We start from the raw sequence: 25,299 nt of genomic DNA on the forward strand, positions 1-25,299 counted from the left end.
TCCAATCGCCTACGCTGTAACGAGCCAGCTTTCCGGTGAGAGGGCCAGCCACGGTCTCCCATCCGTTGCACTGCAAAACAGTCGAATAGAGCAAGCAATGGTTTAAAACCGGACGCGTTCGCGTTCGGGCGGGTCGCGCCATCGGTTATCCGGCGCCGCTAAGCGGAGCGGCGCCGCACATTGATTCGCATGACGAAACCCGCAGGTAATAACAACCAAGGAGACTCTCATGCATGCATTCCGCAATGCACTACCCGTAGCGTGCTTCTCGATTGTGCTGGCCTTGGCATCGAGTCCCGTGTTCTGCGCAGATGAAGTGCAAGGCGGCGCGACCACGACCTCCGCGCCCATGCCCGCTCTGCAGCCCGTCACCCAACAGCAACTCGATGCCGCGGCCGGCAATGCATCCGACTGGCTGCACTCGAACGGCTCGTACACGCAGACGCGCTACTACCCCGGCAAGCAGATCAACCGCACCAATGTGTCGAAGCTGAGGCCGGTGTTCATCTTCCAGACAGCGGTCAACGAGTCGATGGAGACGGCGCCGATCGTGTCGCACGGCGTGATGTTCATCACGACATCGTTCAATCACGTCTATGCGGTCGACGCGGTGACCGGCAAGGAATTCTGGCATTACAAGCACAAGATGGGACCGGTCACGACATTCTGTTGCGGACCGAACAACCGCGGCGTCGCTATTTCCGGCAACCGGCTCTTTATGGGCACGCTCGATGCGAAGCTCGTCGCGCTCGATGCGAACACCGGCAAGCTGCTGTGGGAGACGCAGATCGCCGACCCCGAGCAGGGCTATTCGGAGACGATGGCGCCCACGGTTGTCGAAGACAAGGTGCTGATCGGTACGAACGGCGGCGAGTACGGTATCCGTGGTTTCGTGAAGGCGTTTGACGCGAACGATGGCCATCTGCTGTGGACGTTCTACACGATTCCGGAGACCGGCCAGGAGGGCGTCTGGGCGACCACCGACGCGACCGGTCGCGACATGAAACGCGACATCGCGAAGGAAAAGCAGCAGCTTGCGTCAAAGGGCGGCGACTTCTACAAGACGCTCGGCGGTGGCGTGTGGATGACCCCCGCGGTCGACCGGAAGACGCGCACGGTGTACTTCGTGGTCGGCAATCCGTCGCCGGACCTGTATGGCGCGATCCGGCCGGGGGATAACCTCTACACCGATTCGCTGGTCGCGGTCGACCTCGACTCCGGCAAATACAAGTGGCACTCGCAGTACATCGCACACGACGTGTGGGACCTCGACGCGGTGAGCCCGCCGATTCTCGTGGATGTGCGCGACAAGGACGGCAAGATGGTGCCCGGCGTGATCCACGGCGGCAAGACCGGACACGTGTACGTGCACGACCGCGCGACCGGCAAGCTGATCCGCTTCTCACAAGCAATGATCCCGCAGGAAGACATGTGGACGCTGCCGACCGAAGCCGGCGCGCGGATGCTGCCTGGCGCGAACGGTGGTGTCGAATGGTCGCCGATGGCGTTCGATCCGCAGACTCGTCTTGCCTACGCGGCAAACCTGCACCAGCCGATGACTTACCAGGTCACCGACGTCGCGTATCCGGGCGGCAGCAAGCTGTGGCTCGGCGGCGCGTTCAAGACGATTCCATCCGAGCAGCAATGGGGCAAGCTGTCGGCGGTGAATATCGACACCGGCAAGATCGCGTGGGACGTCAAGACCGATCAGCCATTGATCGGCGGCGTGCTCGCGACCGCAGGCGGCCTCGTGTTCAACGGCGAAGGCAACGGTTACTTCCGCGCATACGACGCATCGACAGGTAAGAAGCTGTGGGAGTACCAGTGCGGCGCGGGCGTGAATGCGCCAGCGGTGTCGTACACGGTGAACGGCAAGCAGTATGTGGCAGTTGCGGCCGGCGGCAATACGCAGCTCGACTTCAAGCGTGGCAATACGGTGCTCGTGTTCGCGTTGCAATGACGGTTGCGATGACGGCCGTATCGGGAGCCGCCCTCGCATCGCGGTGCACGGGGCGGCGCGCCATGCACCGGTGCGTGGCGCTGCTGTGGCTTGCGGGCATCGCGTCACGTTGGCTGGCGGTGGGGCTTTGCGCCGCGGCGCTGTCGACGCTCGCACATGCCGATGCCGAAGCGGGCAAGGCGAAAGCGCAAGTGTGCGCGGCCTGCCACGGACCGCTCGGCAATTCGACGAACCCGGACTATCCGATTCTCGCGGGCCAGACGCAGCGCTACCTCTACCTTGAGCTGAAGGATTTCAAGGAAGGCCGGCGCAGCGACCCGCGCATGTCGCCGATCGCCGCGACGTTGTCGCGCGAAGACATGCAGGACCTCGCCGACTATTTTTCGCAACAGCGGCCCGCGCCAGTCAAAGTCGACGCGGACGCGGCGAGCATCGACGCGGGCAAGCGCAAGGCGGCGGAGGTGTTGTGCACGATGTGTCATCTGGGCGGATTTATCGGCCAGAACGAAATACCGCGAGTGGCCGGGCAGTATCCGCAATACATTGCGAAGCAGTTACGGGACTTCCGCTCGCACACGCGCACGAACGATGCCGGGAATATGACTAGCGTGACGCGCAATCTGTCGGATGACGACATTCGCAACCTCGCTGCGTATGTCGCCAGCCTTCAATAGCGCTGCGATATCCGTGGATGCACAGACCGGTAAACAGAGGAGAACACATCGCATGAGAATCGTCAGATGGGTCGCATGCGCCGCTGCGTCGCTTGGCATTGCCTGCGCGGTGTCGATGCCTGTGCTTGGAGCGGACGATAGCCTGAATGAGCAATTGCTGAACGCCGCGCGCAGTGGCGACACGGGCGCAGTCGAGGCCGCGTTGAACCAGGGCGCGGTCATCGACTCGCGCAACCGGATCGGCGACACCCCGTTGATTACCGCGTGCAAGAAGGGTTCGACCGCGCTGGCTCGTATGTTGATCGAACGGGGTGCAAACGTGCGTCAGGCGGATGTGGCTGGCATCACACCGCTGATGGCCGCGGCCTACGGCGGCGATGCGGACACGGTCGGTCTGCTGCTGTCGCATGGCGCGGATACCGATGCGGTCGACCGCGTCAGCAAGACCGCGATGGAATATGCGGCAGGCCAGGGCAATACCGCGGCGGTCAAGCTGCTACTGGACGCGGGCATGGACGTGAATCGCCGCTACAACAACGATCTGACCGCACTGATGTGGGCCGCCGGCTACGACCGCGCGGAGACCGCCAAACTGTTGCTCGCGCGCGGCGCCGATGCGTCGTTGCGGGACAATCGCGGGATGACGGCGATGGACATTGCCGCGCAGACGCACTCGGGCCAGGTGGCGACGCTGCTGTCGCCGCACGAACGGGCGGTGAGCCAGCCAACCGCGAGCCAACCGTGAGCCAAGCAACCGTGAGTCAACCGCGGGTCAACTTCGACTGACCTTGCTAAACATCGGCGCCAACCGTAAACACCGCCACCGATCCGCTTAACCGTGTCGCCTGCTCATCGAGCGAGCCGGAGGCCGCGGCGGCCTGCTCGACGAGCGACGCATTCTGTTGCGTCACTTCGTCGATCTGGCTGACTGCCTGATTGACCTGTTCGATGCCGCGGCCCTGCTCATCCGAGGCAGTCGCGATCTCGCCGATGATCGACGCGACCTGCCGGATCGCCTGTTGCACCTGTGCCGTTGTGCGGCCCACTTCCTCGGCCTGGCTCGACCCCGAGCGGATCGTCGCGACCGATCGCTCGATCAGCTCCTTGATTTCCCGCGCGGCCGACGACGAGCGCTGCGCGAGATTGCGCACCTCCGATGCGACGACCGCAAAGCCCCGCCCCTGCTCGCCGGCACGCGCGGCTTCGACCGCCGCGTTCAGCGCGAGGATGTTGGTCTGAAACGCGATGCCTTCGATTAGCGACGTGATTTCGGCGATCTTCGCGGAGCTCGACGCGATTTCGCTCATCGTGCCGACCATCCGCTCGACCGACTGATTGCCTTCGTCGGAGATGTGCGACGTGTTGAGCGCGAGCGAACTGGCCTCTTTCGCGTTGTCCGCGTTCTGCTGCACCGTGACCGTCAATTGCGCGAGGCTCGCCGCGGTCTGCTGCAACGAGACCGCTTGCTCTTCGGTGCGAGTCGACAGATCGAGATTGCCCGCGGCGATCTGCCTGGACGCGATACCGACCGCATCGCTCGAGCGCCGCACCTCGGCGACGACATCCGCCATCCGCTCGAGCAGCCGGTTCAGCGCGGCGGCGGTGTGTCCGATTTCGTCCATCCGCTCGACACGCGCCCGCTGCGACAGATCAAGTGAATTGCTGACCTTTTGCAAGGTCGCCTGCAGACTGTTGAGCCCGTTGCCGATCAGCCGGTACAGATGAATGCCGAACGCACCGGTCGCGATGATCGCGGCCGCGACGATCGCAATCATCCAGCCGAACACTGTTCTGAACTGCGCGGCGTTTTCATCGCGGATCGCACGGCTTTGCGCGATATCGTAGTCGAGGTGATCGTGCAGGCATTTGTCGAGTGCGAGCGCCGCGGTGTGCACCGCGCCGCCTTCATGCAACATCGACAGCGCGCCGTCCCGGTCGCCCGCGCGCAGTTTGTCGAAGTATTGGCTGCGCGCGCTGCGGTACTGATCCATCCGCGCGCGATCCGCCGCGAGCAGGCTGGCGGCCTGATCGTCGGCAGCTTGATAGGTGGCCAGGTCGGCATCGAAACGCTTGTCGGCATCGGCGATCGATGCGGCGATATCCGCGCGGCTCGCATCGTCGATGCCGTCGACCACGTACCGGTACGCGTTAAGGCGCATCTCGGTGACATCGCTCGCCGCCGTCGAGATCGATTTGAGTCCCGGAATCGTGCGCGTTTCGAGGCCGTCGATGCGCTGATTCGATGCATACAATTGCACGAGTCCGTAGCCGCCGACAAACAGCAGCGCGACAAGCGCAACGCCGAGGGTAATCGCGAGTCGTCGAACGATGGTCATGGATAGCTCTCGAATCGCGGGCGCGCAGCGGGCTGTTCAGGCAGGTGGTTCATGCAGGTTGTCCGGGCGAATTGTCGAAGCGAACTGTCGAGGACCGGTGTCCGATCGCTGCCCCGACGACAACGTTTACGGGTTTGCGGCGGCCAGCTTGAGTGCGCTTTTCGCAGAGACCGTTGTTAAGCCATGCAAACTTCGTAATGCGAGCGGCAACTTCGTACACCGTCGGTTCGATATCTTTCAGATGACCTGTTATTGCCCGTCATTTCGCGCGCGTAAACGTCGCGCAGATTTCATTCTGTTAGCCGGAAATGCTCCGTTAAGCGACCGTCGTCGAATGGCGCTAGGCTGACGAGAACGCTTGCGTGATTTTCCCTGCAACCAGCGGCACACTCCCCGAGACTTCCCATGCTCCCCCGCCGAGGACGCTCGATCGAAGTGGACTTTTTTCGCGGTGTCGTATTGATCGTCATCGCGCTGGATCACATCCCTGGCAGCGTGCTATCGCACTTGATGCTGCACACGTATGCGCTATGCGATTCGGCTGAAGTGTTCGTATGCCTCGGCGGCTATGCGTCGGCCGCGGCGTATGACGCGGTGCTCGCCAAACGCGGCACGCAGGCCGTGCGAAATCGCTTCTTCAAACGCAGCTTCGAGATCTACCGCGCGTATCTGCTGACGGCGCTGCTTACGCTGGTGTCCGGCGCGGTACTCGCGCTTTTCCATCTGAACCGGCCGATGGTCGACATGACGGGTTGGCCTGCGTTTTCAGCGACGCCGCTGCGCGAGGCATTCGATATCGCCGTGCTGCGCCGGCAGCCGTATCTGTCGAGCGTGCTGCCGATGTATGTGCTATTTCCGCTTGTCGTGCCATGGATCGTGCCGCTCGCGCGGCGCTCAGCAGGCGCGGCGCTTGCTCTGAGCGTGGTGGTGTGGCTCGCGGCGCGGCCGCTCGCGACGCTGCTGCGGATTGACGATGTCGGCGATTGGGCTTTCAATCCGTTTGCATGGCAACTGATGTTCGTGCTCGGTATCCTGTGCAGGGTGAGGCCGGTCAGCGACGGTTTCCTCGCCACCCGTGCCGGGCGGTGGCTGACGCGCATCGCGCTGGCGGCCGCACTCGCCTTCGCGGTCGTCAAGCTGTTTATCCTGACGCAACCGTTGCCCGGTCATCTGAAACAGAACCTGTCGATTGAACGTGTGATCAATTTCATTGCGATTGCCTGGCTCGCTGTCGGGCTCGTCCGAAACGGCGTGGTTGCGCAACTCGCGCAGCGTCTGCCGGGCATCGTCACGGTCGGGCAAATGGGGCTTGTCTGCTTCGTCGGCGGCACGGTGATTTCGCTGGTCGTCGATACCGCGACGCCGCGCGCGTTGCACGGCGTCGCGCACGGTCTCGCTGCGCTCGCCGGTGACCTGGTCGCGATCATCGCGGTGCTGGCGCTGGCGCGCATATGGCACGACTGGACGCGCCCCGCGCGGCGCCCGGCGGTGCGCGGAGCCGACGTGTGACACGCGTGCGTCCGGCGCTGTTTCGCGCGGCATGCGCGCTTGCCCGCGCCGGCGCGCTGCTGCTCGTGGTGGTAGCGGGCATTGAAGGGTGCGCGGCGCGGCAGGCGGCGGCGGAAAAGGCCGAACGGCCGGCTGCGGATCAGGCCGCAATACAGGCGTATGACGCGACGTCGTTACGCTGCGCGGAGCTGACCGGCGTGATGCTGCCGCCGAAAACGATCGCGTTGCCCACCCACGGCGTGCGTATCGACTCCGCGGCGCTGATTCCAGCGAGCGCGGCCGGCAACGAAGCGGGCGACTATTGCCGGATCACGGGCAGCATCAAGGCGATGAAAACCGGCACGCCCGACATCCGCTTCGACCTGAATCTCCCGCAGAACTGGAACGGCCGCGCGCTGCAGCTTGGCGGCGGCGGATACAACGGCGTCGTGGTGAGCGGTCTCGGCACGATGCCGTTTTCGCCGGAGCACGCACCGCTTGCGCAGGGCTATGCCACCTTCGGTGACGACTCAGGCCACGTCGGCAATTCGTCGATGGCGGCGTTCGGCCTGAACGACGAAGCGGTGATCAACTTCGGCTACGCGCACCTGAAAAAGACACACGATGCCGCCGTCGCACTGATCACGCGCGCGTATGGCCGCCAGCCCGACAAGATGTATTTTGCCGGCGGCTCGACTGGCGGCCGCGAGGGCTACACGGTGATGCAGCGCTTTCCGGACGACTACGACGGCGTGATTGCCGATTCGCCGGCGCTGAACTTCACGGGTGTGCGGCTGATCGGCGTGAAGATCGGCGAAGCCGAGTACCGGACGCCTGGCGGTTATGTGCCGCCTACCCTGCTCGAACGTGTGTATCAGCGCACGCTTGCGATATGCGACAAGCTCGACGGCGCGGCGGACGGCATTGTCAGCGATGTCCCCGCATGCCGCAAACGCGAAGCCGAAGTGATCGACGCGCTACGCTGCCCGCGGCATGCCAAGCCCGGCCGTCACGCGAATGCGCATGCCGAACGCGAAGACGCAAGCAATGCTGCGCACGGGAGCGCGCATGACGACGAATGTCTGACCGATAAGCAGCTTGCAACGCTCTTCCTGCTACGAGACGGTTTGACGCTGCCGTACCAGCTCGCGTGGAATGTCGGCGGCTACCATGGCTATAACGTATTCGAGGGCACACGCCTGACCGGCGGGCTTGGCCTCGGGCGCGAGCCCCATCGCGAGCTGGCGCCGACCTTCGCGACAAACGGTTATCTGTTCACGCAAGGCGACGGCTATCTGCGCTACTTCGTCGCGCAGGACGCGTCGTTCGATTCGCTGGGCTTCGACGTGCTGCATCCGGGCCGCTACGAGTCGCAACTGGTCGAGCTGTCGGAAACGATCGGCGCGATGAATCCGGACCTGTCGCGCTATATCGCGCGCGGCGGCAAGCTGATCACGCTGCAAGGCCTGGCGGACGAGGTGATCAGTCCGAACCAGACCATCGCGTATCGCGACGCGCTCGTCGCGCGCTACGGACAGGCGCGTGTCGATTCGTTCATGCGGCTTTATATGGTGCCGGGCTATCAGCACGGCAGCGGCGTGTTCGTGCCGTCGGTCGATCTGCTCGGCGCGCTCGACAACTGGGTCACGCATGGCGTGTCGCCGGAAACGCTGACAGCCACCGACATCGCCGCGGCCACTAACGGCCGCACGCGGCCGTTGTGCCGCTACCCGCTATTTCCGCGTTATGTCGGCAAGGGCGATATGAATCGCGCGAGCAGTTTTGTCTGTGCGCAGCCCTGAATCCGCGGCCTTCCAAATTGCCCGCAATCCGCACCGCGCCTGTACTATTGGTTGCTCACACAATCGGTTCGCGGAAAATGCCGCCACCGCTGCACGGATTCGGTAACGATTGCCCACAGGGTGCGCGCAAACGATTTGCGCGAAAGTAAATCTAGCAATACTTACTTGCTGTCTTTTCCGGAGCGTCCATGAACAAACCGAAAGGCGCCCCTCTCATCGAGGTGCTGACGCGACAACGCGACGCATTGCTGAGCGATTGGCTGAATGAGCATTTGTCTATCGCACTGCGTCGAGGCTTGACGACCGAAGCGGAAATGTCGGATCAGTTCCGCGGTTTCCTGAATGTGTTTGTCGACACATTGACGAGCGTGGATACATTCGACGCCAGCCGACCCGAGTGGGACCCGGTGCGCGCGTTTCTCGCGGAGGTGTCCGGCCTTCGCGCGCGGCAGGGTTTCACGCCAGTGGAAACCGCCACCTTCGTGTTTTCGCTGAAGCGGCCGCTCTATGCGCGGCTGCGCAAAGAATTGAGCGACGACCCGGTGGCGCTCGCCGAAACCAGCTGGACGGTGAGCCTGCTGCTCGACGCACTCGGCCTCTATACGACCGAAGTGTTCCAGCGCAGCCGCGAGTCGATCATCCTGCGTCAGAGGGAAGAATTGCTCGAACTGTCGACGCCGGTCGTGCAGTTGTGGGAAAACATTCTTGCGCTGCCGCTCATCGGCACACTCGATTCCGCGCGCACGCAGGTGGTGATGGAAAGCCTGCTGCAGAAGATCGTCGAAACCGGCGCGTCGATTGCGATTATCGACATCACCGGCGTACCGACCGTCGATACGCTCGTCGCGCAGCACCTGCTCAAGACGGTCGCCGCCGCACGGCTGATGGGCGCCGATTGCATCATCAGCGGGATTCGCCCGCAGATCGCGCAAACCATCGTGCATCTGGGTGTCGACCTCACGAATGTGACCACCAAGGCGACGCTCGCCGATGCGTTCGTCATCGCGCTGCAGCGCACCGGCTCGAGCATTGCGGCGCGAGCCGCGAACTGAGGCGCGCCGCCATGGACCGCATTCCGATTTTGCGGATGGGCGACTACCTGATCGTCGCGATTCAGGTGGACATGCACGATCGCCTCGCGCTTGCGTTGCAGGACGACCTGACCGCGCGCATCGTCAAGGATTCGGCAAAGGGCGTGCTGATCGACATCTCCGCGCTCGATATCGTCGATTCGTTTATCGGCCGGATGATCAGCAATACGGCCGCGATGTCGGCCGTGCTCGATGCGCAAACGGTCGTGGTCGGTATGCAGCCGTCGGTCGCGATCACGCTGGTCGAGCTCGGCCTCACGCTGTCCGGCGTGCGCACCGCGCTCAATGTCGAGCGCGGGATGGCGCTGCTGCAGCAGCGGCGCCGTTGATGACGGATGGACCCGCCTATGGATCCAACCGGCGTCACCGTGACTTCGACCATGGAGGTCGGCTTGCGCTCGGACCAGGAAATCGTCCGGTTGCGGCAGATCGTCCGCGATCAGGCGATCGCGCAAGGCTTCTCGCTCGTCGACCAGACCAAGTTCGTCACGGCCGCCAGCGAGCTGGCACGCAATACGCTGCTTTATGGCGGCGGCGGTGACGCGCATCTGAGCGTCGTCGTCAACGGCACGCGCAAAGGGCTGCGCCTGACCTTCGTCGATCGAGGGGCCGGCATCGCGGATATCGAGCGCGCATTGCAGGACGGATTTACAAGCGGTTCGGGGCTCGGTCTTGGGCTTGGCGGCGCGCGGCGCCTGTCTGACGAGTTCGAGATTCACTCTGAACCGGGTAAGGGCACGACGGTCACGATCACGAAATGGAAACGTCGCTGAACGGTTTGCGCGGCATGCATGCTTCGTTCGAGATAGCCGACGCGAGCAGTGTGGCGTTCGCGCGCCGCGGCGCAAGCGATGCGGCGCAAAAGTGCGGGTTGAACGAGACCGACCTCGGTCGGCTCGCGCTGATCGTCACCGAGACGGCCACCAATATCCTGAAGCACGCGCAGCACGGCGAACTGCTGGTGCGCGAGTTGCCGCCGCTGCCCGTCGCGCACGGTGCGGCCGCATCGGGCGGCGCCGGCGGCGTCGAAGTGCTGGCGATCGACCGAGGCCCCGGTATTGCGGATGTGCGCGCCGCATTCGACGACGGCCGCTCGACGGCCGGCACGCCGGGCACCGGCCTCGGTGCGATCCGGCGGTTGTCGGAGCAGATATCGATTTACTCGCAGCCGCAACTGGGGACGATCGTGCGCGCGAGCGTGCGCAGCCGCGGGCCGGGCCTGGCCGACCCGCGGAGTACGCCGCCGTCCGCGTCGGGTGCCGACATCGGCGGCGTGTGCGTGCCGTATCCGGGCGAAATGGTGTGCGGCGACGCATGGGGCGTCGAAGCCGATCAGCACGGTTTGACGGTGACGCTCGCCGATGGGCTGGGCCACGGGCCGGACGCGCACGTGGCCGCGGCCGGCGCGATTCACGCGGTGCATCGCCGCGCCGGCCGTTCGCCCGCGTCGCTGATGCAGTACGCGCACGACGCGCTGCGCTCGACGCGCGGCGCGGCGGTTGCGATCGCGCGCGTCGATCTCGCCCGCTCGCAGCTTACGTTTTCGGGCACCGGCAACATCGCCGCATGCGTATCGGGAGTGGGCCGTCCAGCACTCGTGTCCGGACAGCCGGCGCATCTGCCGCTGGTCGCTGCCGCGGCGCAAAGCGAGCGCAGCCAGTGGCAACTGACCTCGCGCAACGGCATCGTTGGTCACACGATGCGCGACGCGCAGGAATTCGAAGTGCCGTGGACGCGCGAGGCATTGCTGATCCTGCACTCCGACGGCATCGGCACGCGCTGGGATCTGTCCGCTTATCCCGGCCTGCATCTGCAACCCGCGGTGATGATTGCCGCAGTGCTGTATCGCGACTTCGCGCGCCGTCGCGACGATGCCACCGTGGTGGTGGTGAAAGCGGACCAGGGAGTACATTTCACGCATGGCAACCCAGATACTCCGAATCCGGATTGAGGCCGAAGAGGACGTGGTTGCGGCGCGCCGCCGGGCGCGCGGCATCGCGGCTGGCTTGGGCTTTTCGACGCTCGATCAGACGCGCATCGCGAGCGCGGTGTCCGAGATCGCGCGCAACGCGTTCGAGTATGCGAGCGAAGGCGAAGTGATCTTCGCGTTTGACGTGCATGCGAAGCCGCAGGCATTTCTGATCGACGTACGCGACCGCGGTCCCGGCATTCGCGATCTGGAATCGGTGCTCGACGGCACCTACCGGTCGACGACGGGCATGGGTCGCGGCATCGCGGGCAGCCGGCGTCTGATGGATCGCTGCACGATCGAATCGTCACAAACGGGTACGACGGTGACGATGGCGCGCGTGCTGCCGGCGGACCGCGAGGAAATCGCACCGGCCGGCATCGACGCGATCGTCAAGGCCTTGACGCTGGACTCGGCACGGTCGCGCGTGGCCGCTGCGCCGGCCGATAGAGCGATGCGCGACTCGCTTGACGAGATGCAGGAGCAGAACCGTGAACTGCTGTCGACGTTGAATGAGCTGCGCGATCGCCAGGACGAGCTGACTCGGCTTACGCAGGAACTCGAAGCAACCAACCGTGGCGTGGTCGCGCTGTACGCGGAGCTCGACGAGCGCGCCGACGAGCTGCGCCGCGCCGATACGATGAAAACGCGCTTCCTGTCGAACATGAGCCACGAACTGCGCACGCCGCTCAGTTCGATCCGTGCTTTGACGAATCTGCTGTTGAACCGGCTCGATGGCGAACTCGGCGACGAGCAGGAACGCCAGGTGCTACTGATCCGCAAGTCGGCCGAAGATCTCACCGAAATCGTCAACGATCTGCTCGATCTGGCGAAGATCGAAGCCGGCAGAACCGACGTGTTGGCGAGCTCGTTCAGGCCGTCGGAGCTGTTTGCCGCACTGCGCACCATGCTCACGCCGCTGTTGACCGACGCGGCGGTGCGGCTGATTTTCGAAGACCCGGAAGGGCTGCCGGCGATCTTCACCGACGAGGCGAAGCTCACGCAGATTCTGCGTAATTTTGTCTCGAACGCGCTCAAATTTACCGAGCGCGGTGAGATTCGCGTGGCCGCGCGGTTTGAGCCGGACGGCGAGCACATCACGTTCACGGTCGCGGACACCGGCATCGGTATCGCGGAGGAGCACCAGCAAGTGATATTCGAAGAATTCGGGCAAGTGCAAAGCCATTTGCAGCAGCGGGTGAAAGGCACCGGCCTCGGCCTGCCGCTGTGCCGCAAGCTCGCGGCGCTGCTCGGCGGCTACGTGGGCGTCGACAGCACATTCGGCGTTGGTTCGACTTTCTACGCGACGTTGCCGGTACGGCTCGCGCTGGCAAGCGAGGCGGGCGCATTCGGCGGCCCGGGCGGCGCGTTCCGCGTCGGCGAAGGTATGCAAGTTGAAGGTACGCAAGCGGAAGGCCCGCAAGTCGGCGCGCGCGGGGACCGCGCATGACAACGGCCGCCCCGCTCGTTCTGAACGTCGACGACAACGACGGCGCCCGTTACGCGAAGTCGCGCGTGCTGCTTCACGCGGGCTTCGACGTGATCGAAGCGGCGACCGGCGAGGGCGCGCTCGACCAGGTGCGAACGCGCAGACCCGCGCTCGTGCTGCTCGACGTGAAGCTGCCCGACATCAATGGCATCGAGGTGTGCTCGCGCATCAAGCGCGATCCGCAGACCCGGTCGACACTCGTGCTGCAAACCTCGGCGGCCGCGGTGCAATCGCTCGACAAGGTTCGCGCGCTCGATGGCGGCGCGGACAGTTACCTGACCGAACCGATCGAGCCCGCCGAGCTGGTCGCCAACGTGCGCGCGCTGTTGCGGCTGCATCGCGCGGAAGAAGCGCTGCGCGACGCGGACCGTCGCAAGGACCAGTTCCTCGCGACGCTCGCGCATGAGCTGCGTAATCCGCTCGCGCCGATCCGCAACGCAGTCGAGCTGATGGACCCGAAATACAACGCAGCCGACGCGGTCGTGCGCGACGCGCGGATGATCGCGCGCCGGCAGGTCGAGCATCTGAGCCGGCTGGTGGACGATCTGCTCGACGTGTCACGGATCACGCACGGCAAGATCGCGCTGCGGATGGAAACCGTCGATATCGCTTCGGCGGTCGCGACCGCGGTCGAAACGAATCAGCCGTCGATCGAGCGCAAACATCACACGCTGCGCGTGAACATGCCCGACGCACCGTGCGCGATTCGCGGCGACCCGATCCGCGTCGCGCAGGTGATCGGCAATCTGCTGTCGAATGCGGCGAAGTACACGCCCGACGGCGGTGCGATCGAGCTCGACGTGCGCGTGGTCGATGCTTCGGTGGCGATTCGCGTGACCGACAACGGAATCGGCATTCCGCCCGCGGAACTGGGCGACGTGTTCAACCTGTTCATGCAATCGGCCGATTCGCTCTCGCGTTCGGAGGGGGGCCTCGGCATCGGGCTGTCGCTCGCGCGTACGCTCACCGAACTGCATGGCGGCTCGATCGAAGCGCGTTCCGAAGGCATCGGCCATGGCTGCGAGTTCGTCGTATGGCTGCCGCTCGCGCTGACGCCGGCCTACGCGGCGGCGGTGGAGCACGCGTCGAAGGCCGCTGCGCCGCAGTCGAAGCGGCGCGTGATGATTGTCGACGACAGCGTCGACGGCGCGGAATCGATGTCGGTGCTGCTCGAGATGCTCGGCCATAAAGTGTGCGTGATGTACGACGGTGCGTCGGCGCTGTCCGCGGCGCCCGAATTCAAGCCGGAAGTCGTGATTCTCGATATCGGCTTGCCCGACCTCGACGGCTACCAGGTCGCGCGCGCATTGCGTGCGCAGCCGGCCACCGCCGGCGCGCTGCTGATCGCGCTAACCGGTTACGGACAGGAGAGCGATCGGCAGCGCACGCGCGCGGCGGGCTTCGATCACCACCTGGTGAAGCCCGCGTCGCTCGAAGACGTCGAGCGTGTCATCGCGGCTCATGGCGCGAACGGGCAGCCGCGCAACCCCGGCTTCGAACGGCGACCCGATCCGGCCGGTTGAATCGACACTGAGCGGCCGCACGAGTCGCCGGGTCGCTGGGTCGCTGGAGACAGGTCCGCAGGCGCTGTCTGTTGCAGGCGTTGCGTGAAGCACGCAGGCAAGTGCACCCAGGCAAGTCAGGAGAAGGCGTTGATGAAAACGGACAACTCGACGGCGGCGGGCGCGCAACGGGCGGGCGCGGCGGCCGCGTTTCTGCGCGGCGGCGGCGAGATGGGCGCGCTGATCGCCGCGCTGGACTGGTCGAAAACGTCGCTCGGCTCTCCCGAGCGCTGGCCGCAAAGCCTGAAGACCGCGATCCGCATCATGCTGATGTCGCGCCAGCCGATCTGGGTCGGCTGGGGACCCGATCTGCTGTTCTTCTATAACGACCCGTACCAGTCGATCATCGGCGGTAAGCATCCGGTCGCGCTCGGGCAGCCGACGTCGACGGTCTGGCGCGAGATCTGGCACGAAATCGGGCCGCTGCTTGACAAGGCGCTCGCCGGCGTCGAAGGCACGTATACCGAGCAGAAGCTGTTGATCATGGAGCGCAACGGCTACCCGGAGGAAACGTACTACACGTTCTCGTACAGCCCGATTCCGGACGACCACGGCGGCACCGGCGGCATCATCTGCGCGAACAGCGACGACACCGCACGCGTGATCGGCGAGCGGCAACTGGCGCTGCTGCGCGAGATCGGCGCGTCGACTACCCATGCGCGCACGTGGCTCGAGGCGTGCGAGTTCAGCATGCGCGCGCTCGCGACCGATCCGCAGGATATCCCGTTCGCGATGTTCTATTCGGGCGAAGCGGGCAGCGCGAGCGTGTCGCTGACCAGTGCGTGCGGCATCGCCGCGGGTCACGCGGCCGCGCCCGAGTCGATGCATGCCGACAGGCATCCGGTGTGGCCGTTCGCCGAGGTGCAGCGCCGTCAGATCATCAAGGTCGTGACCGGTCTGGCCGAACGTTTCGGTGATTCGATGCCGCCACTGCCGAGCGGCCCCTGGACGCAGCAGCCGGGCCAGGCGGCGGTGCTGCCGGTGCAGCCGAGCGGCGAGCGCGGGCGGGGCGGCGTGCTGATCGTGGGTCTGAATCCGTTTCGCCTGTTCGACGACAGCTATCGCGCGTTCCTGAACCTCGTCGCGCGACAGATCGGCGGCGCGATCGGCTATGCGCATGCGTACGAGGAAGAGCGTCGGCGTGCCGAGGCGCTGGCCGAGATCGATCGCGCGAAGACCACGTTCTTTTCGAATATCAGCCATGAGTTCCGCACGCCGCTCACGCTGATGCTCGGCCCGCTCGAAGAACTGCTCGCGGACGCCGAAATGGCCGCGCATGAGCGGCGTGGTCTGATCGAAGTCACGCATCGGAACAGCCTGCGGCTTTTGAAGCTCGTCAATGCGCTGCTCGATTTTTCACGCCTTGAAGCGGGCCGTATCCAGATTCATCGCGAACCGAGCGATCTCGCCGCGTTCACCGCCGAGCTTGCGTCGCTGTTCCGCTCGACGGTCGAGGCCGCAGGCATGACGCTGGTCGTCGAATGCGCGCCGTTGCCGCGCCTCGTCGACATCGACCGCGACATGTGGGAAAAGATCGTGCTGAACCTGCTGTCGAACGCGTTCAAGTTCACGCTGTCGGGCACGATCACTGTCAGCGTGAAGCCGGTTGCCGATGATCAGGTCGAACTGTGCGTGTCGGATACCGGTATCGGTATCCCCGGGGACGAACTGCCGCGCCTCTTCGAGCGCTTTCATCGCGTCGAAGGCGCAGCCGGCCGCTCGGTCGAGGGCAGCGGCATTGGTCTTGCGCTCGTGCAGGAACTGGTGCGGTTGCATGGCGGCGCGATTCGCGTCGACAGCAAGGTGGGCATCGGCACCTGCTTCACGATCGCGATGCCTGCGTGCGGCGACCGCGCGGTGCCGGCGACGGCGACGCCCGATGTCGCCGCTCGCGAGATTTCCGTGGCCGGCAGCAAGCAGGCGCAATCGTATGTCGAAGCCGCATTGCGCTGGCTGCCCGACGGCGCGAGCATTGTCGATCCCGATCTCGAAGCGGATGACGCATGGCGCGCGGCCGCCGAGGCACTCGACCGCGCGGCGCCAGTCGACGGCCGCGCGGCGCGCGTGCTGGTGGTCGACGATAACGCGGACTTGCGCGACTATATGCGCCGCATCCTGAGCGCGGCGGGGCACGACGTACAGGTCGCCGACGACGGCGTCGCGGCGCTCGACGCGATCCGCGCGGCGGTCCCGGACCTCGTCGTGTCGGACGTGATGATGCCGCGCCTGGACGGCTTTGGGCTGTTGCGCGAACTGCGCGCGGACCCGCACTTACGCGAGACGCCTGTGCTGTTGCTGTCCGCGCGCGCGGGCGAAGAAGCGAAGGTCGGCGGTCTCGAATCCGGCGCCGACGATTACCTGACCAAGCCGTTTTCCGCCCGCGAGCTGCTTGCGCGTGTGGCCGGCAATCTGCAGCTCGCGCGGCTGCGTCACGAATCGCGGCAGCGTCTTGCCGACGAAACGCGCACGCTCGAAATTCTGAACCGGGTCGGCACCGCGGTGGCGGCAGAGCTCGATCTGAACCGCGCGGTGCAGATCGTCACCGATGCGGCGACCGAGTTGACCGGCGCCGCGTTCGGCTCGTTTTTCTACAACGTGCAGGACCAGGACGGCGGCCGCTACACGCTGTACACGCTGTCGGGCGTGCCGAAAGATACGTTCTCGAAGTTTCCGATGCCGCGCAATACCGCGGTGTTCGCCCCGACCTTCAACGGCGAGGCGATCGTGCGTTCCGACGACATCACGAAGGATCCGCGTTACGGCCAGAGCGAGCCGTACTACGGAATGCCGCCCGGTCATCTGAAAGTGACCAGTTATCTCGCGGCGCCGGTGGTGTCACGCACCGGCGAAGTGCTGGGCGGTCTGTTCTTCGGCCACCCGAAGCCGGGCATCTTTACGACGCGCTCCGAACGTTTTCTCGCGGCCATTGCCGCGCAGGCGGCGAGCGCGATCGACAATGCGCGGCTCTATCGGGCCGCGCAGGATGAGATCGCCGCGCGCTCGAAAGCACAAGCCGCGCTGCACAACCTGAACGAAACGCTTGAAGTGCGCGTCGCCGAGGCGGTTGCGGATCGCGACCGCTTGTGGGAGCTCAGCGAAGATCTGCTGGTGGTGGCGAACCTCGACGGCGCGTTGCAGCGCGTGAGTCCGTCATGGAGCCGCGTGCTTGGGCAGCCCGCATGGGCATTGACGACACAGTCGTACTTCGATCTGGTTCATCCGGACGACCTCGAACTCGTCAACGCGCGGATTCACGATCTGCATGTGACGCGTGCGCCGGTTCGATACGAGAACCGGCTGCGGCGCAGCGATGGCACATGGTGCTGGATTGCCTGGACGCTCGCGCTCGACCCCGATACCGAACGGATTCACGGTGTGGGCCGCGACGTCACCGCGGATCGCGAAACCCAGGAAGCGCTGCGGCACGCGGAAGAGGCGCTGCGTTTCGCGCAGAAGATGGAGGCGATCGGCAAGCTGACGGGCGGCGTCGCGCACGACTTCAACAATCTGCTGCAGGTGGTCGGCGGCAATCTGCAACTGCTCGCGCAAGACGTCGCGGGTTCCGAGCGGCCCGCGCAGCGGGTGCGCAATGCGCTGGCCGGCGTTGCGCGCGGCGCGAAGCTCGCGTCGCAACTGCTCGCGTTCGGACGGCGTCAGCCGCTCGCGCCGAAGGTCGTGAATCTCGGGCGCTTCGTGCGCGGCCTCGACGATATGCTGCGGCGTGCGCTCGGCGACGGCATCGAAATCGAGACGATCGTGGCCGGCGGCCTGTGGAATACGCTCGTCGATCCGTTCCAGGTCGAAAACGCGCTGCTCAATCTCGCGATCAACGCACGCGACGCGATGGACGGTCAAGGCAAGCTGACGATCGAAGCAGGCAACGCATCGCTCGACGACGCGTATGCGAAGCGCCACGCCGATGTGCTGCCGGGGCAATATGTGATGGTCGCGGTCACCGACACCGGCGCCGGAATGACGCCCGAGGTGCAGGAGCACGTGTTCGAGCCGTTCTTCACGACCAAGCGTGAAGGCCAGGGGACAGGCCTGGGCTTGAGCATGGTGTACGGCTTCGTCAAGCAGTCGGGCGGCCATGTGAAGATTTACAGCGAGCTGGGCCACGGCACGACGATCCGCCTCTATCTGCCGCGCATGCGCCAGCAGGAAGATCTCGAGACCGACATCGATGTGGGGCCCGTGAAGGGCGGCGCGGAAACGATTCTGGTCGTCGAGGACGACGAAGACGTGCGCACCACCGTCGTCGAAATGTTGTCCAGCCTCGGCTATCACGTGCTGCGCGCGAAGGATGCGCAAAGCGCGCTGGCGATCGTCGAAAGCGGTGTGCCGATCGATCTGCTGTTTACCGACGTGGTGATGCCGGGGGCGCTGCGCAGCACCGAACTTGCGCGCAAGGCGCGCGAGCGGCAGCCTGCGCTGGCGGTGCTGTTCACGTCGGGCTATACGGACAACGCGATCGTGCACGCGGGGCGCCTCGATGAGGGCGTCGAATTGTTGAGCAAACCGTACACGCACGAAGCGCTCGCGCGGAAGATTCGCCATACGCTGCGGGCGCCGGGCGCGAAGCGCGCCGGTCTGCCGACGCTGCAGGCGGAAGATTCGCAGACCGTCATGCTGGTCGACCGGCACCGCAATGAAACGTTTGATGCGGTGCGCGGGCTGCGCATCCTGTTCGTCGAAGACGATGAAATGGTGCGCGCGAGTACCGCCGAAGTGCTGCGCACCTTTGGGCTCGACATTTTCGAGGCAGGCGGCAGCGACGATGCGCAGCGGGTGATCGCCGCGCAACCGGTTGACGTGCTGCTCACCGATATTGGGCTTGCCGGCCGCTCGGGCATCGATCTCGCGCTCGAAGCAATGCGGCGTCAGCCGCATTTGCGTGTGATCTTCGTGAGCGGCTATCCGGTCGAACTGGCGCCGGACCAGCAAGCGGCCTTGAGTGGCGCGTTGCATTTGCGCAAGCCGTACGATCCGCTCGATCTGATCAACGCGTTGCGCACCTGCGTGTCCAGGGAGTCGCCAGATTTACCCGGGTAATATTGCATTCTATTTTATACCCGGGTAAAATTAGAACGACTCACTCATGGAGACGTTCGATATGGTCACGCACACGGCAACCTGCACCGCATTTGAAGGCGTTCGACGCATTGCGTCCGGGCGGTTCAAGGATGTGGCTGTCGCGGTCAAGCGCGCGCATGACCGCGCGGGCGGCGAGCCGATCCTCGTATTCGAAGATGCGACGAGCCGCCCGGTGGAGTTCGATCTGCGCGGCAGCGTCGACGATGTGCTTGCCCGGCTCGCGGGGCACGACGCGGATGCTGTCCCCGGCGCTGCGACCGGCGTCGCCGACGGCGACCATTCCCAAGGCCAGCCAACACGCGGACGCGGCCGGCCGAGACTCGGCGTGATCGCCCGCGAAGTGACGCTGCTGCCGCGTCATTGGGAATGGCTGAATGGCCAGCCAGGCGGCGCGTCGGTTGCGCTGCGCAAGCTGGTCGAGGCGGCCCGTCTGGTGGGTTCGGATAACGAGCGGGTGCGGCGCGCGCGCGAGGCGGCGGACCGCTTCATGACGGCGATCGGCGGCAATCTGCCGGACTACGAGGAAGCGACACGCGCGCTCTACGCAAACAACCGCACGCGCTTCGAGCGAATGACCGACGGCTGGCCCGCGGACATCCGTGCACATGCGAGAAAGCTCGCCGCCGCTGCGTTCTGCGAAGCGGCGTGATACGGCGTAAAAGCGAAAAAAAGCCGCTCGCACCGGGGAGTGCGAGCGGGAAGTCGGAGAGTTACAACATCGCTTACGCCACTCATTGATGGGGTCGCGCAGCAAAGGGCAGTGTAGTAGCGCATCTTGATGCCGATAATCAGACTAGTCCCAATCCGATCCGTAAGTGGCTAAGTATCGCGCGGTTGTATCAGGCGCCTCGCTGACTTCGATCCGAGGCAACGCGGGATTGCTTGCCTTGTCAGTGGAATTGCCTCTCCGTACACTCGCGCGTAGTTCAGCCGTCCGATGCGGCCGATCGACGCTTAAGCGACGCTGCATAAGCGATAACCAGACCAATATCCACGTCGTATAGAGGAGAACCCCGCCATGGCCGATTCCTATTTTCCCCGCTGGCGCCTTCAGCCACGAAGCGACGGCCGCGTGATCGCGACCGACGAGCGGCTGCCGTTGCCGCAGATGTTCGCGATGGGTGTTCAGCATGTGGTCGCGATGTTCGGCTCGACCGTTCTGGCGCCCCTGCTGATGGGCTTCGATCCCAATCTGTGTATTTTCATGTCGGGCATCGGCACGTTGTGGTTCTTCGTGGTCACCGGCGGGCGTGTGCCTAGTTACCTCGGGTCGAGCTTCGCGTTTATCGCGCTGGTGATCGCGGTGACGGGCTACACCGGGCACGGGCCGAACCTGAATATTCCGATCGCGCTGGGTGGGATCATCGCGTGCGGGGTCGTGTACATGATCATCGGTGCGATCGTGGCGGCATTGGGCACCGCCTGGATCGAAACACTGATGCCGCCGGTCGTGACCGGCTCGATCGTCGCGGTGATCGGTCTGAACCTTGCGCCGATCGCGGTGAGGAGCGTCAGTGCAACGGCGTTCGACTCATGGATGGCGCTGGTCACCGTTGTATGCGTCGGCGCGGTGGCGGTGTTCGCGCATGGCATGGTGCAGCGTCTGCTGATTCTCGTCGGGCTGCTGATCGCCTATGCGATCTATGCAATCGTCGCCAACGGCCTGGGCATGGGCGCACCGATCGACTTCTCAACCGTCGCGCACGCGCAATGGTGGGGGCTGCCGCACTTCATGGCGCCGGCGTTCGATGCACACGCGATGGCGCTGCTCGCGCCGGTCGCGGTCATTCTGGTCGCGGAGAACCTCGGCCACATCAAGGCAGTGGCCGCGATGACCGGACAAAACCTCGACCGCTATATCGGCCGCGCGTTCATCGGCGACGGCTTCGCGACGGTCGTCTCCGGCTTCGCCGGAGGAACCGGCGTGACCACGTATGCAGAAAACATCGGCGTGATGGCGGTCACGAAGATCTACTCGACGCTCGTGTTTGTGATGGCCGCGGTCATTGCACTGGTCCTCGGTTTTTCTCCTAAATTCGGTGCTGTGATTCAGACAATCCCTGGGCCTGTGCTCGGCGGCGTATCGATTGTCGTGTTCGGTCTGATCGCGGTGACCGGCGCGCGCATCTGGGTCGTCAACAAGGTCGACTTTTCGGACAACCGCAATCTGATCGTCGCCGCGGTGACGCTCGTGCTCGGCGCCGGCGACTTCTCGCTGAAGCTCGGTGCGTTCGGGCTCGGCGGCATCGGTACCGCGACGTTCGGGGCGATCATTCTCTATGCATTGCTAAGCCGCAAGCCGGCGCAGGGGCCGGTGGTCTGACGTTTCACCTACACGCGTCTCGTTAGTCTCTTTACGTTGCGGCAGCGTCGATCCTGTCGCGATCCCTGGTTGCTGCCTGCGATAGCCTGCCTAAGCTGTAGAGATAAGCGTGCTTGCGCCCAAGCGGCAGTACGAGCCGATCCATCGAGTCCGCGCGACGCACCGTCGCAGTGCGTCGCGCCCCATGCTCGACACGCGAACCTTGTGACCGGTGCAAGCCTCATCGCAAAGCATGCGCGATCGTGCTCTAGCGTGCGCATGGAGCTTGCTTAACACCGGGGGATATCGCACATTTCAGAACGGGGCCTGCGGATCGCATCCGCCACGGATGCGGCTTCGCTCTCGCGTGAGAGGAACGCATGACCACAGCGCAACAGGAAAGAACGGCCGCGGCGCCGCATGGATTCGAATTAAGCGTGGCCTCGGGGCTGCAGCGTTACTCGGTGCAACACAGCGGGCTTACGCTGACGAGTGTGTTCCAGCCGATCTTCAGCCTGTCGCATATGCGTGCGGTCGGCTACGAAGGTTTGCTGCGCGCGCATGATCCGTTCGATCGCGCCGTTTCGCCTATCGATGTATTCGGCGAAGCCGCTCGGGTCGGCGATGTGCTGCACGTCGACCGGCTCGCGCAAGTGCTGCATATGGAAAACTTCCGGATGCTGGGCGCCGAGCGTGAGTGGCTGTTTCTGAACGTGCATCCGGGTGCGCTGACGGATCCTTATCATTCGGCGTCGCTGCTCGCGAATCTGCGGCGGCTCGACCTGTCGCCGCGGCGTATCGTGCTCGAGGTGCTCGAGCAGAGCGCCGACGATGTCGAACGTCTTGCCGAAGCGGTACGCCAGTTTCGCGAGCGCGGTTTTCTGATCGCGCTCGACGACTTCGGCGCCGGACACTCGAACATCGAGCGCATCTGGCAACTGAACCCGGATATCGTCAAGCTCGATCGCATCATGCTGTCGCATGCTGCGCACCGCGCGGATGTCGCCGCGATTCTGCCAGGCCTCGTCGCGCTGCTGCACGAGGCGGGCAAGCTGGTGCTGATCGAAGGGGTCGAGACCGAACATGAAGCGCATATGGCGCTTTCATGCGATGCCGACTTCGTGCAAGGCTTCTTTTTTGGCCGTCCGGCGCCGGGTCTGGCGGATAGCGCACACGCCGCCGAGTGTATTGGCGAACTCAGCGAGCGCCACCAGTCGCTTGTCGATGCCCGCGAGCGGCGCATGGCGAACCGGCTCGCGCCGTATCTGCGCGCGTTCGAGCGCGCGGCGGAACGGCTTGCGGCCGGCGAGCCGCTCGATGAAGTGTGCTGGAACTTCCTTGCGCTCGACGATGCGGCGCGCTGCTATCTGCTCGATGCGAAAGGGCGGCAGGCCGGACGCAACGTGGTGCTGCGCGCGGACCGCGCCGCGCACGAGACGCGCTATCTGCCGCTGACCGACGCACAAGGCGCGAACTGGCTCAGGCGTCCTTATTTCCGCACCGCGATTGCGGAGCCGGGGCGCGTCCACGTGACGCGGCCCTATCTGTCGATCAACGAAGCGGTTCCGTGCGTGACGTTGTCGGTCGCGACGCACATCGCCGACCGCACATGCGTGCTGTGCGGCGACATCGACTGGTTCGACGACGAGCGGTTCTGACATCATGTCGTTTTCGACAACGACATGTGGGTGCCATGCCCGAATCTGCTGCGCAACCTCGCGCTGAAACGCGCATCCTGCTCGAAGTGATCGCGACGACGGTCGCCGATGCGCAAACCGCCGCGCAGGCCGGCGCGGATCGGCTCGAACTGATCACCGCCTTCGGCGAAGGCGGCCTCACGCCGAGCATCGGCATGGTCGAAGCGGTACGTGAAGCGGTGCGTATTCCGGTGAATGTAATCGTGCGGCCGCATAGCCGTTCATTCGTGTTCGATCAGCACGACCATGCGGTCATGCTGCGCGACGTGCGCGCGATCGCGGCGGCGCGCGCGCATGGCATCGTGATCGGGATGCTGACGCCAGCGGGCGACATCGATCGCGGCGCGCTTGCGCGCGTGGTGGATGCGGCGGACGGATTGCCGATTACCTTTCACCGCGCGTTCGATGAAGCGCGCGATTTGCCGCGCGCGCTCGACGTGCTGCTCAGTTTTGAATCGGTGACGAATGTGCTGACTTCAGGCGGCGCGCGGTCGGTGTTGCACGCGGAGCCGACTATCCGTGCGTTGGTCGCGCAGACGCAACGCACGCATTGCACGGTGCTGGCGGGCGCGGGGCTGACGGTCGATGCGCTCGCGAATTTTATCGCTGCGACCGGCGTGCGCGCGGTGCATTTCGGCAGCGGCGTGCGCGTCGGCGGCCATGGCGCCGCGCCAGTCGATGCGGACCAGGTCGCGCGCGTGAGGGCGTTACTCGATGCCGCGGCCGACGCGCCTGTATAAGCACGTGGCATCAGCACCCGCTCCTGCTCTCACCGCGCGACGATTACCGGAATTCCCTTTAACGCGCCTGCGCCCTTCGCCTGATCGAGCGCGTGCTGCACCGCCGCGCCGGTTACCGCGTCGAGCGCGAGGCGTGCAGCCAGTTCGCGTTCGCTGCGCTTCACGGCCGCGAGATTCGCGAGCTTCACGTGACCGTAGCCGCGCACGCGCGCATGCAGGTCCGCCAGCTTCGCGATGCCGTCTGCGTTATCGACGGTAAGGATCGTCAGCGCGCGTTCGAGCGTCGTCTGATAGTCGTCGGCGAGTTGCCGCTCCATGCGGCGCTCGGCCGTGCGCCCGAACGGATCGAGCGGCGTGCCGCGCAGGCGCCGGCATGCCGCCAGCATGCGCAGCACCGGCCACATCCATTGTCCGAACGTCCGCTTGCGTGGCTGTGTGCTCGCGGCGCCGCCGCCGGCCGTGCGCGACAACGCCGGCGGCGCCATATTGAACTTCACGCGAAAGTCTTTGCCCGCGACGCCTTCGAATTGCGCTTCGAGTGCCGCGCGGAATGCGGGATCGGCAAAGAGCCGTGCCACTTCGTATTCGTCTTTCACCGCGAGCAGGCGATAGAAGGTCGTCGCGACGGCCCGGGTCACACGCTCGCCCGATCGCCCTGACGGGCCGAGTGCGCGGCTTTCCGCGCGACGTGCCGCATCGACGAGCGCGCGGTAGCGCGTGACATCGCGACGGCCGCCGTAGGCGGCGAGCCGTGCCTCGCGATCGGCGATCAGCGCGTCGAGCGTGTTCGCGCGATCGACGGCGGCGGTTGCAGGGGCTAACGAGGCGACCGGCTGCGGCGCCGCGCCCGCATGCCGTTGCTGCCACAACGTTTCGAGCGACGCGGGGTCGGCGGCGGCCAGCCGCCCGATCGAAAACGCGAGCTGGTTCATCTGCACCGCGACGTTGTTCAATTCGATCGCGCGCATCATGGCCGCGAACGATACGGGCACGAGCCCGAGCTGCCACGCGAAGCCGAGCATCAGGATGTTCGCGCCGATCGTATCGCCGAGAAAACGCGTCGCCAATGCCTGGGCATCGCATGACGAGAGCCGT

At 65.1% G+C, this 25,299-nt stretch carries 18 protein-coding genes; 16 read left to right on the top strand and 2 right to left on the bottom strand.

Annotation, left to right across the window (positions count from 1 at the left end; all coding sequences use genetic code 11):
* Window positions 1-229 precede the first annotated feature (229 nt).
* The 3 genes from HV796_RS09570 to HV796_RS09580 all read left to right on the top strand — a co-directional run bounded on the left by HV796_RS09570 (window position 230) and on the right by HV796_RS09580 (window position 3,379).
* Window positions 230-1,960 (top strand): pyrroloquinoline quinone-dependent dehydrogenase, encoded by a 1,731-nt coding sequence (locus HV796_RS09570; RefSeq protein WP_175226227.1) that lies wholly within the window; start codon window positions 230-232, stop codon window positions 1,958-1,960.
* 62 nt (window positions 1,961-2,022) lie between these two features.
* Window positions 2,023-2,634: a c-type cytochrome gene (locus HV796_RS09575; RefSeq protein ID WP_175226228.1), complete on the top strand. Its 612-nt coding sequence runs from the start codon at window positions 2,023-2,025 to the stop codon at window positions 2,632-2,634.
* A gap of 52 nt (window positions 2,635-2,686) precedes the next feature.
* Entirely contained in the window at window positions 2,687-3,379 is a 693-nt protein-coding gene (locus HV796_RS09580; protein ID WP_377693773.1) for an ankyrin repeat domain-containing protein, read from the top strand.
* Between the two features lie 46 nt (window positions 3,380-3,425).
* Here HV796_RS09580 and HV796_RS09585 read toward each other — a convergent pair whose 3' ends face one another.
* The gene (locus HV796_RS09585; protein WP_175226229.1) at window positions 3,426-4,970 is read right to left on the bottom strand and encodes a methyl-accepting chemotaxis protein; all 1,545 of its coding nucleotides are present in this window, start codon (window positions 4,968-4,970) and stop codon (window positions 3,426-3,428) included.
* Between the two features lie 405 nt (window positions 4,971-5,375).
* Here HV796_RS09585 and HV796_RS09590 point away from each other — a divergent pair, with 405 nt between their 5' ends.
* From HV796_RS09590 to HV796_RS09650, 13 genes are all read left to right on the top strand, one after another.
* The gene (locus tag HV796_RS09590) at window positions 5,376-6,479 is read left to right on the top strand and encodes an OpgC domain-containing protein (protein ID WP_175226230.1); all 1,104 of its coding nucleotides are present in this window, start codon (window positions 5,376-5,378) and stop codon (window positions 6,477-6,479) included.
* Between the two features lie 200 nt (window positions 6,480-6,679).
* Entirely contained in the window at window positions 6,680-8,260 is a 1,581-nt protein-coding gene (locus HV796_RS09595) for a tannase/feruloyl esterase family alpha/beta hydrolase (RefSeq protein ID WP_377693791.1), read from the top strand.
* A gap of 188 nt (window positions 8,261-8,448) precedes the next feature.
* On the top strand, window positions 8,449-9,312 hold the full coding sequence (locus HV796_RS09600) for an STAS domain-containing protein (protein ID WP_175226232.1): 864 nt from the start codon (window positions 8,449-8,451) through the stop codon (window positions 9,310-9,312).
* A gap of 11 nt (window positions 9,313-9,323) precedes the next feature.
* Window positions 9,324-9,680, top strand: coding sequence for an STAS domain-containing protein (locus HV796_RS09605; RefSeq protein ID WP_175226233.1), 357 nt, complete (start codon window positions 9,324-9,326; stop codon window positions 9,678-9,680).
* Between the two features lie 18 nt (window positions 9,681-9,698).
* Window positions 9,699-10,124: an anti-sigma regulatory factor gene (locus HV796_RS09610; protein WP_175226234.1), complete on the top strand. Its 426-nt coding sequence runs from the start codon at window positions 9,699-9,701 to the stop codon at window positions 10,122-10,124.
* Entirely contained in the window at window positions 10,109-11,302 is a 1,194-nt protein-coding gene (locus tag HV796_RS09615) for an ATP-binding protein (protein ID WP_175226235.1), read from the top strand. The genes HV796_RS09610 and HV796_RS09615 overlap by 16 nt, the downstream gene beginning before the upstream one ends.
* Window positions 11,271-12,770, top strand: a complete 1,500-nt coding sequence (locus HV796_RS09620; protein WP_175226236.1) for a sensor histidine kinase — start codon at window positions 11,271-11,273, stop codon at window positions 12,768-12,770. The genes HV796_RS09615 and HV796_RS09620 overlap by 32 nt, the downstream gene beginning before the upstream one ends.
* A complete protein-coding gene (locus HV796_RS09625) occupies window positions 12,767-14,332 on the top strand; it encodes a response regulator (protein ID WP_175226237.1) in 1,566 nt (521 codons plus the stop codon). Before HV796_RS09620 ends, HV796_RS09625 begins: the two co-directional genes overlap by 4 nt.
* Window positions 14,333-14,464: 132 nt before the next feature.
* Window positions 14,465-19,423: a response regulator gene (locus tag HV796_RS09630; protein ID WP_175226238.1), complete on the top strand. Its 4,959-nt coding sequence runs from the start codon at window positions 14,465-14,467 to the stop codon at window positions 19,421-19,423.
* Between the two features lie 61 nt (window positions 19,424-19,484).
* A complete protein-coding gene (locus HV796_RS09635; protein WP_175226258.1) occupies window positions 19,485-20,114 on the top strand; it encodes a DUF2239 family protein in 630 nt (209 codons plus the stop codon).
* Between the two features lie 369 nt (window positions 20,115-20,483).
* A complete protein-coding gene (locus HV796_RS09640; RefSeq protein WP_175226239.1) occupies window positions 20,484-21,788 on the top strand; it encodes a solute carrier family 23 protein in 1,305 nt (434 codons plus the stop codon).
* Between the two features lie 359 nt (window positions 21,789-22,147).
* Window positions 22,148-23,425 (top strand): sensor domain-containing phosphodiesterase, encoded by a 1,278-nt coding sequence (locus HV796_RS09645; protein ID WP_175226240.1) that lies wholly within the window; start codon window positions 22,148-22,150, stop codon window positions 23,423-23,425.
* Window positions 23,426-23,460: 35 nt separating this feature from the next.
* A complete protein-coding gene (locus HV796_RS09650) occupies window positions 23,461-24,204 on the top strand; it encodes a copper homeostasis protein CutC (RefSeq protein ID WP_175226241.1) in 744 nt (247 codons plus the stop codon).
* A 29-nt stretch (window positions 24,205-24,233) separates the two neighbouring features.
* On the opposite strand, the gene HV796_RS09655 is transcribed toward HV796_RS09650, so the two are convergent.
* A partial coding sequence (locus HV796_RS09655) for a DUF6537 domain-containing protein (RefSeq protein ID WP_343052866.1) occupies window positions 24,234-25,299 on the bottom strand: 1,066 nt, incomplete at its 5' end.

The sequence above is a fragment of the Paraburkholderia humisilvae genome, from assembly GCF_902859855.1.
GTDB classification, from domain to species: domain Bacteria; phylum Pseudomonadota; class Gammaproteobacteria; order Burkholderiales; family Burkholderiaceae; genus Paraburkholderia; species Paraburkholderia humisilvae.

Coding starts and splice junctions, on each gene's coding strand:
- HV796_RS09620 (WP_175226236.1), top strand. CDS start 11,271: ATGGCAACCCAGATACTCCGAATCCGGATTGAGGCCGAAGAGGACGTG.
- HV796_RS09590 (WP_175226230.1), top strand. CDS start 5,376: ATGCTCCCCCGCCGAGGACGCTCGATCGAAGTGGACTTTTTTCGCGGT.
- HV796_RS09640 (WP_175226239.1), top strand. CDS start 20,484: ATGGCCGATTCCTATTTTCCCCGCTGGCGCCTTCAGCCACGAAGCGAC.
- HV796_RS09595 (WP_377693791.1), top strand. CDS start 6,680: ATGCTGCCGCCGAAAACGATCGCGTTGCCCACCCACGGCGTGCGTATC.
- HV796_RS09615 (WP_175226235.1), top strand. CDS start 10,109: ATGGAAACGTCGCTGAACGGTTTGCGCGGCATGCATGCTTCGTTCGAG.
- HV796_RS09600 (WP_175226232.1), top strand. CDS start 8,449: ATGAACAAACCGAAAGGCGCCCCTCTCATCGAGGTGCTGACGCGACAA.
- HV796_RS09635 (WP_175226258.1), top strand. CDS start 19,485: ATGGTCACGCACACGGCAACCTGCACCGCATTTGAAGGCGTTCGACGC.
- HV796_RS09575 (WP_175226228.1), top strand. CDS start 2,023: ATGCACCGGTGCGTGGCGCTGCTGTGGCTTGCGGGCATCGCGTCACGT.
- HV796_RS09570 (WP_175226227.1), top strand. CDS start 230: ATGCATGCATTCCGCAATGCACTACCCGTAGCGTGCTTCTCGATTGTG.
- HV796_RS09625 (WP_175226237.1), top strand. CDS start 12,767: ATGACAACGGCCGCCCCGCTCGTTCTGAACGTCGACGACAACGACGGC.
- HV796_RS09650 (WP_175226241.1), top strand. CDS start 23,461: ATGCCCGAATCTGCTGCGCAACCTCGCGCTGAAACGCGCATCCTGCTC.
- HV796_RS09630 (WP_175226238.1), top strand. CDS start 14,465: ATGAAAACGGACAACTCGACGGCGGCGGGCGCGCAACGGGCGGGCGCG.
- HV796_RS09580 (WP_377693773.1), top strand. CDS start 2,687: ATGAGAATCGTCAGATGGGTCGCATGCGCCGCTGCGTCGCTTGGCATT.
- HV796_RS09585 (WP_175226229.1), bottom strand. CDS start 4,970: ATGACCATCGTTCGACGACTCGCGATTACCCTCGGCGTTGCGCTTGTC.
- HV796_RS09645 (WP_175226240.1), top strand. CDS start 22,148: ATGACCACAGCGCAACAGGAAAGAACGGCCGCGGCGCCGCATGGATTC.
- HV796_RS09610 (WP_175226234.1), top strand. CDS start 9,699: ATGGATCCAACCGGCGTCACCGTGACTTCGACCATGGAGGTCGGCTTG.
- HV796_RS09605 (WP_175226233.1), top strand. CDS start 9,324: ATGGACCGCATTCCGATTTTGCGGATGGGCGACTACCTGATCGTCGCG.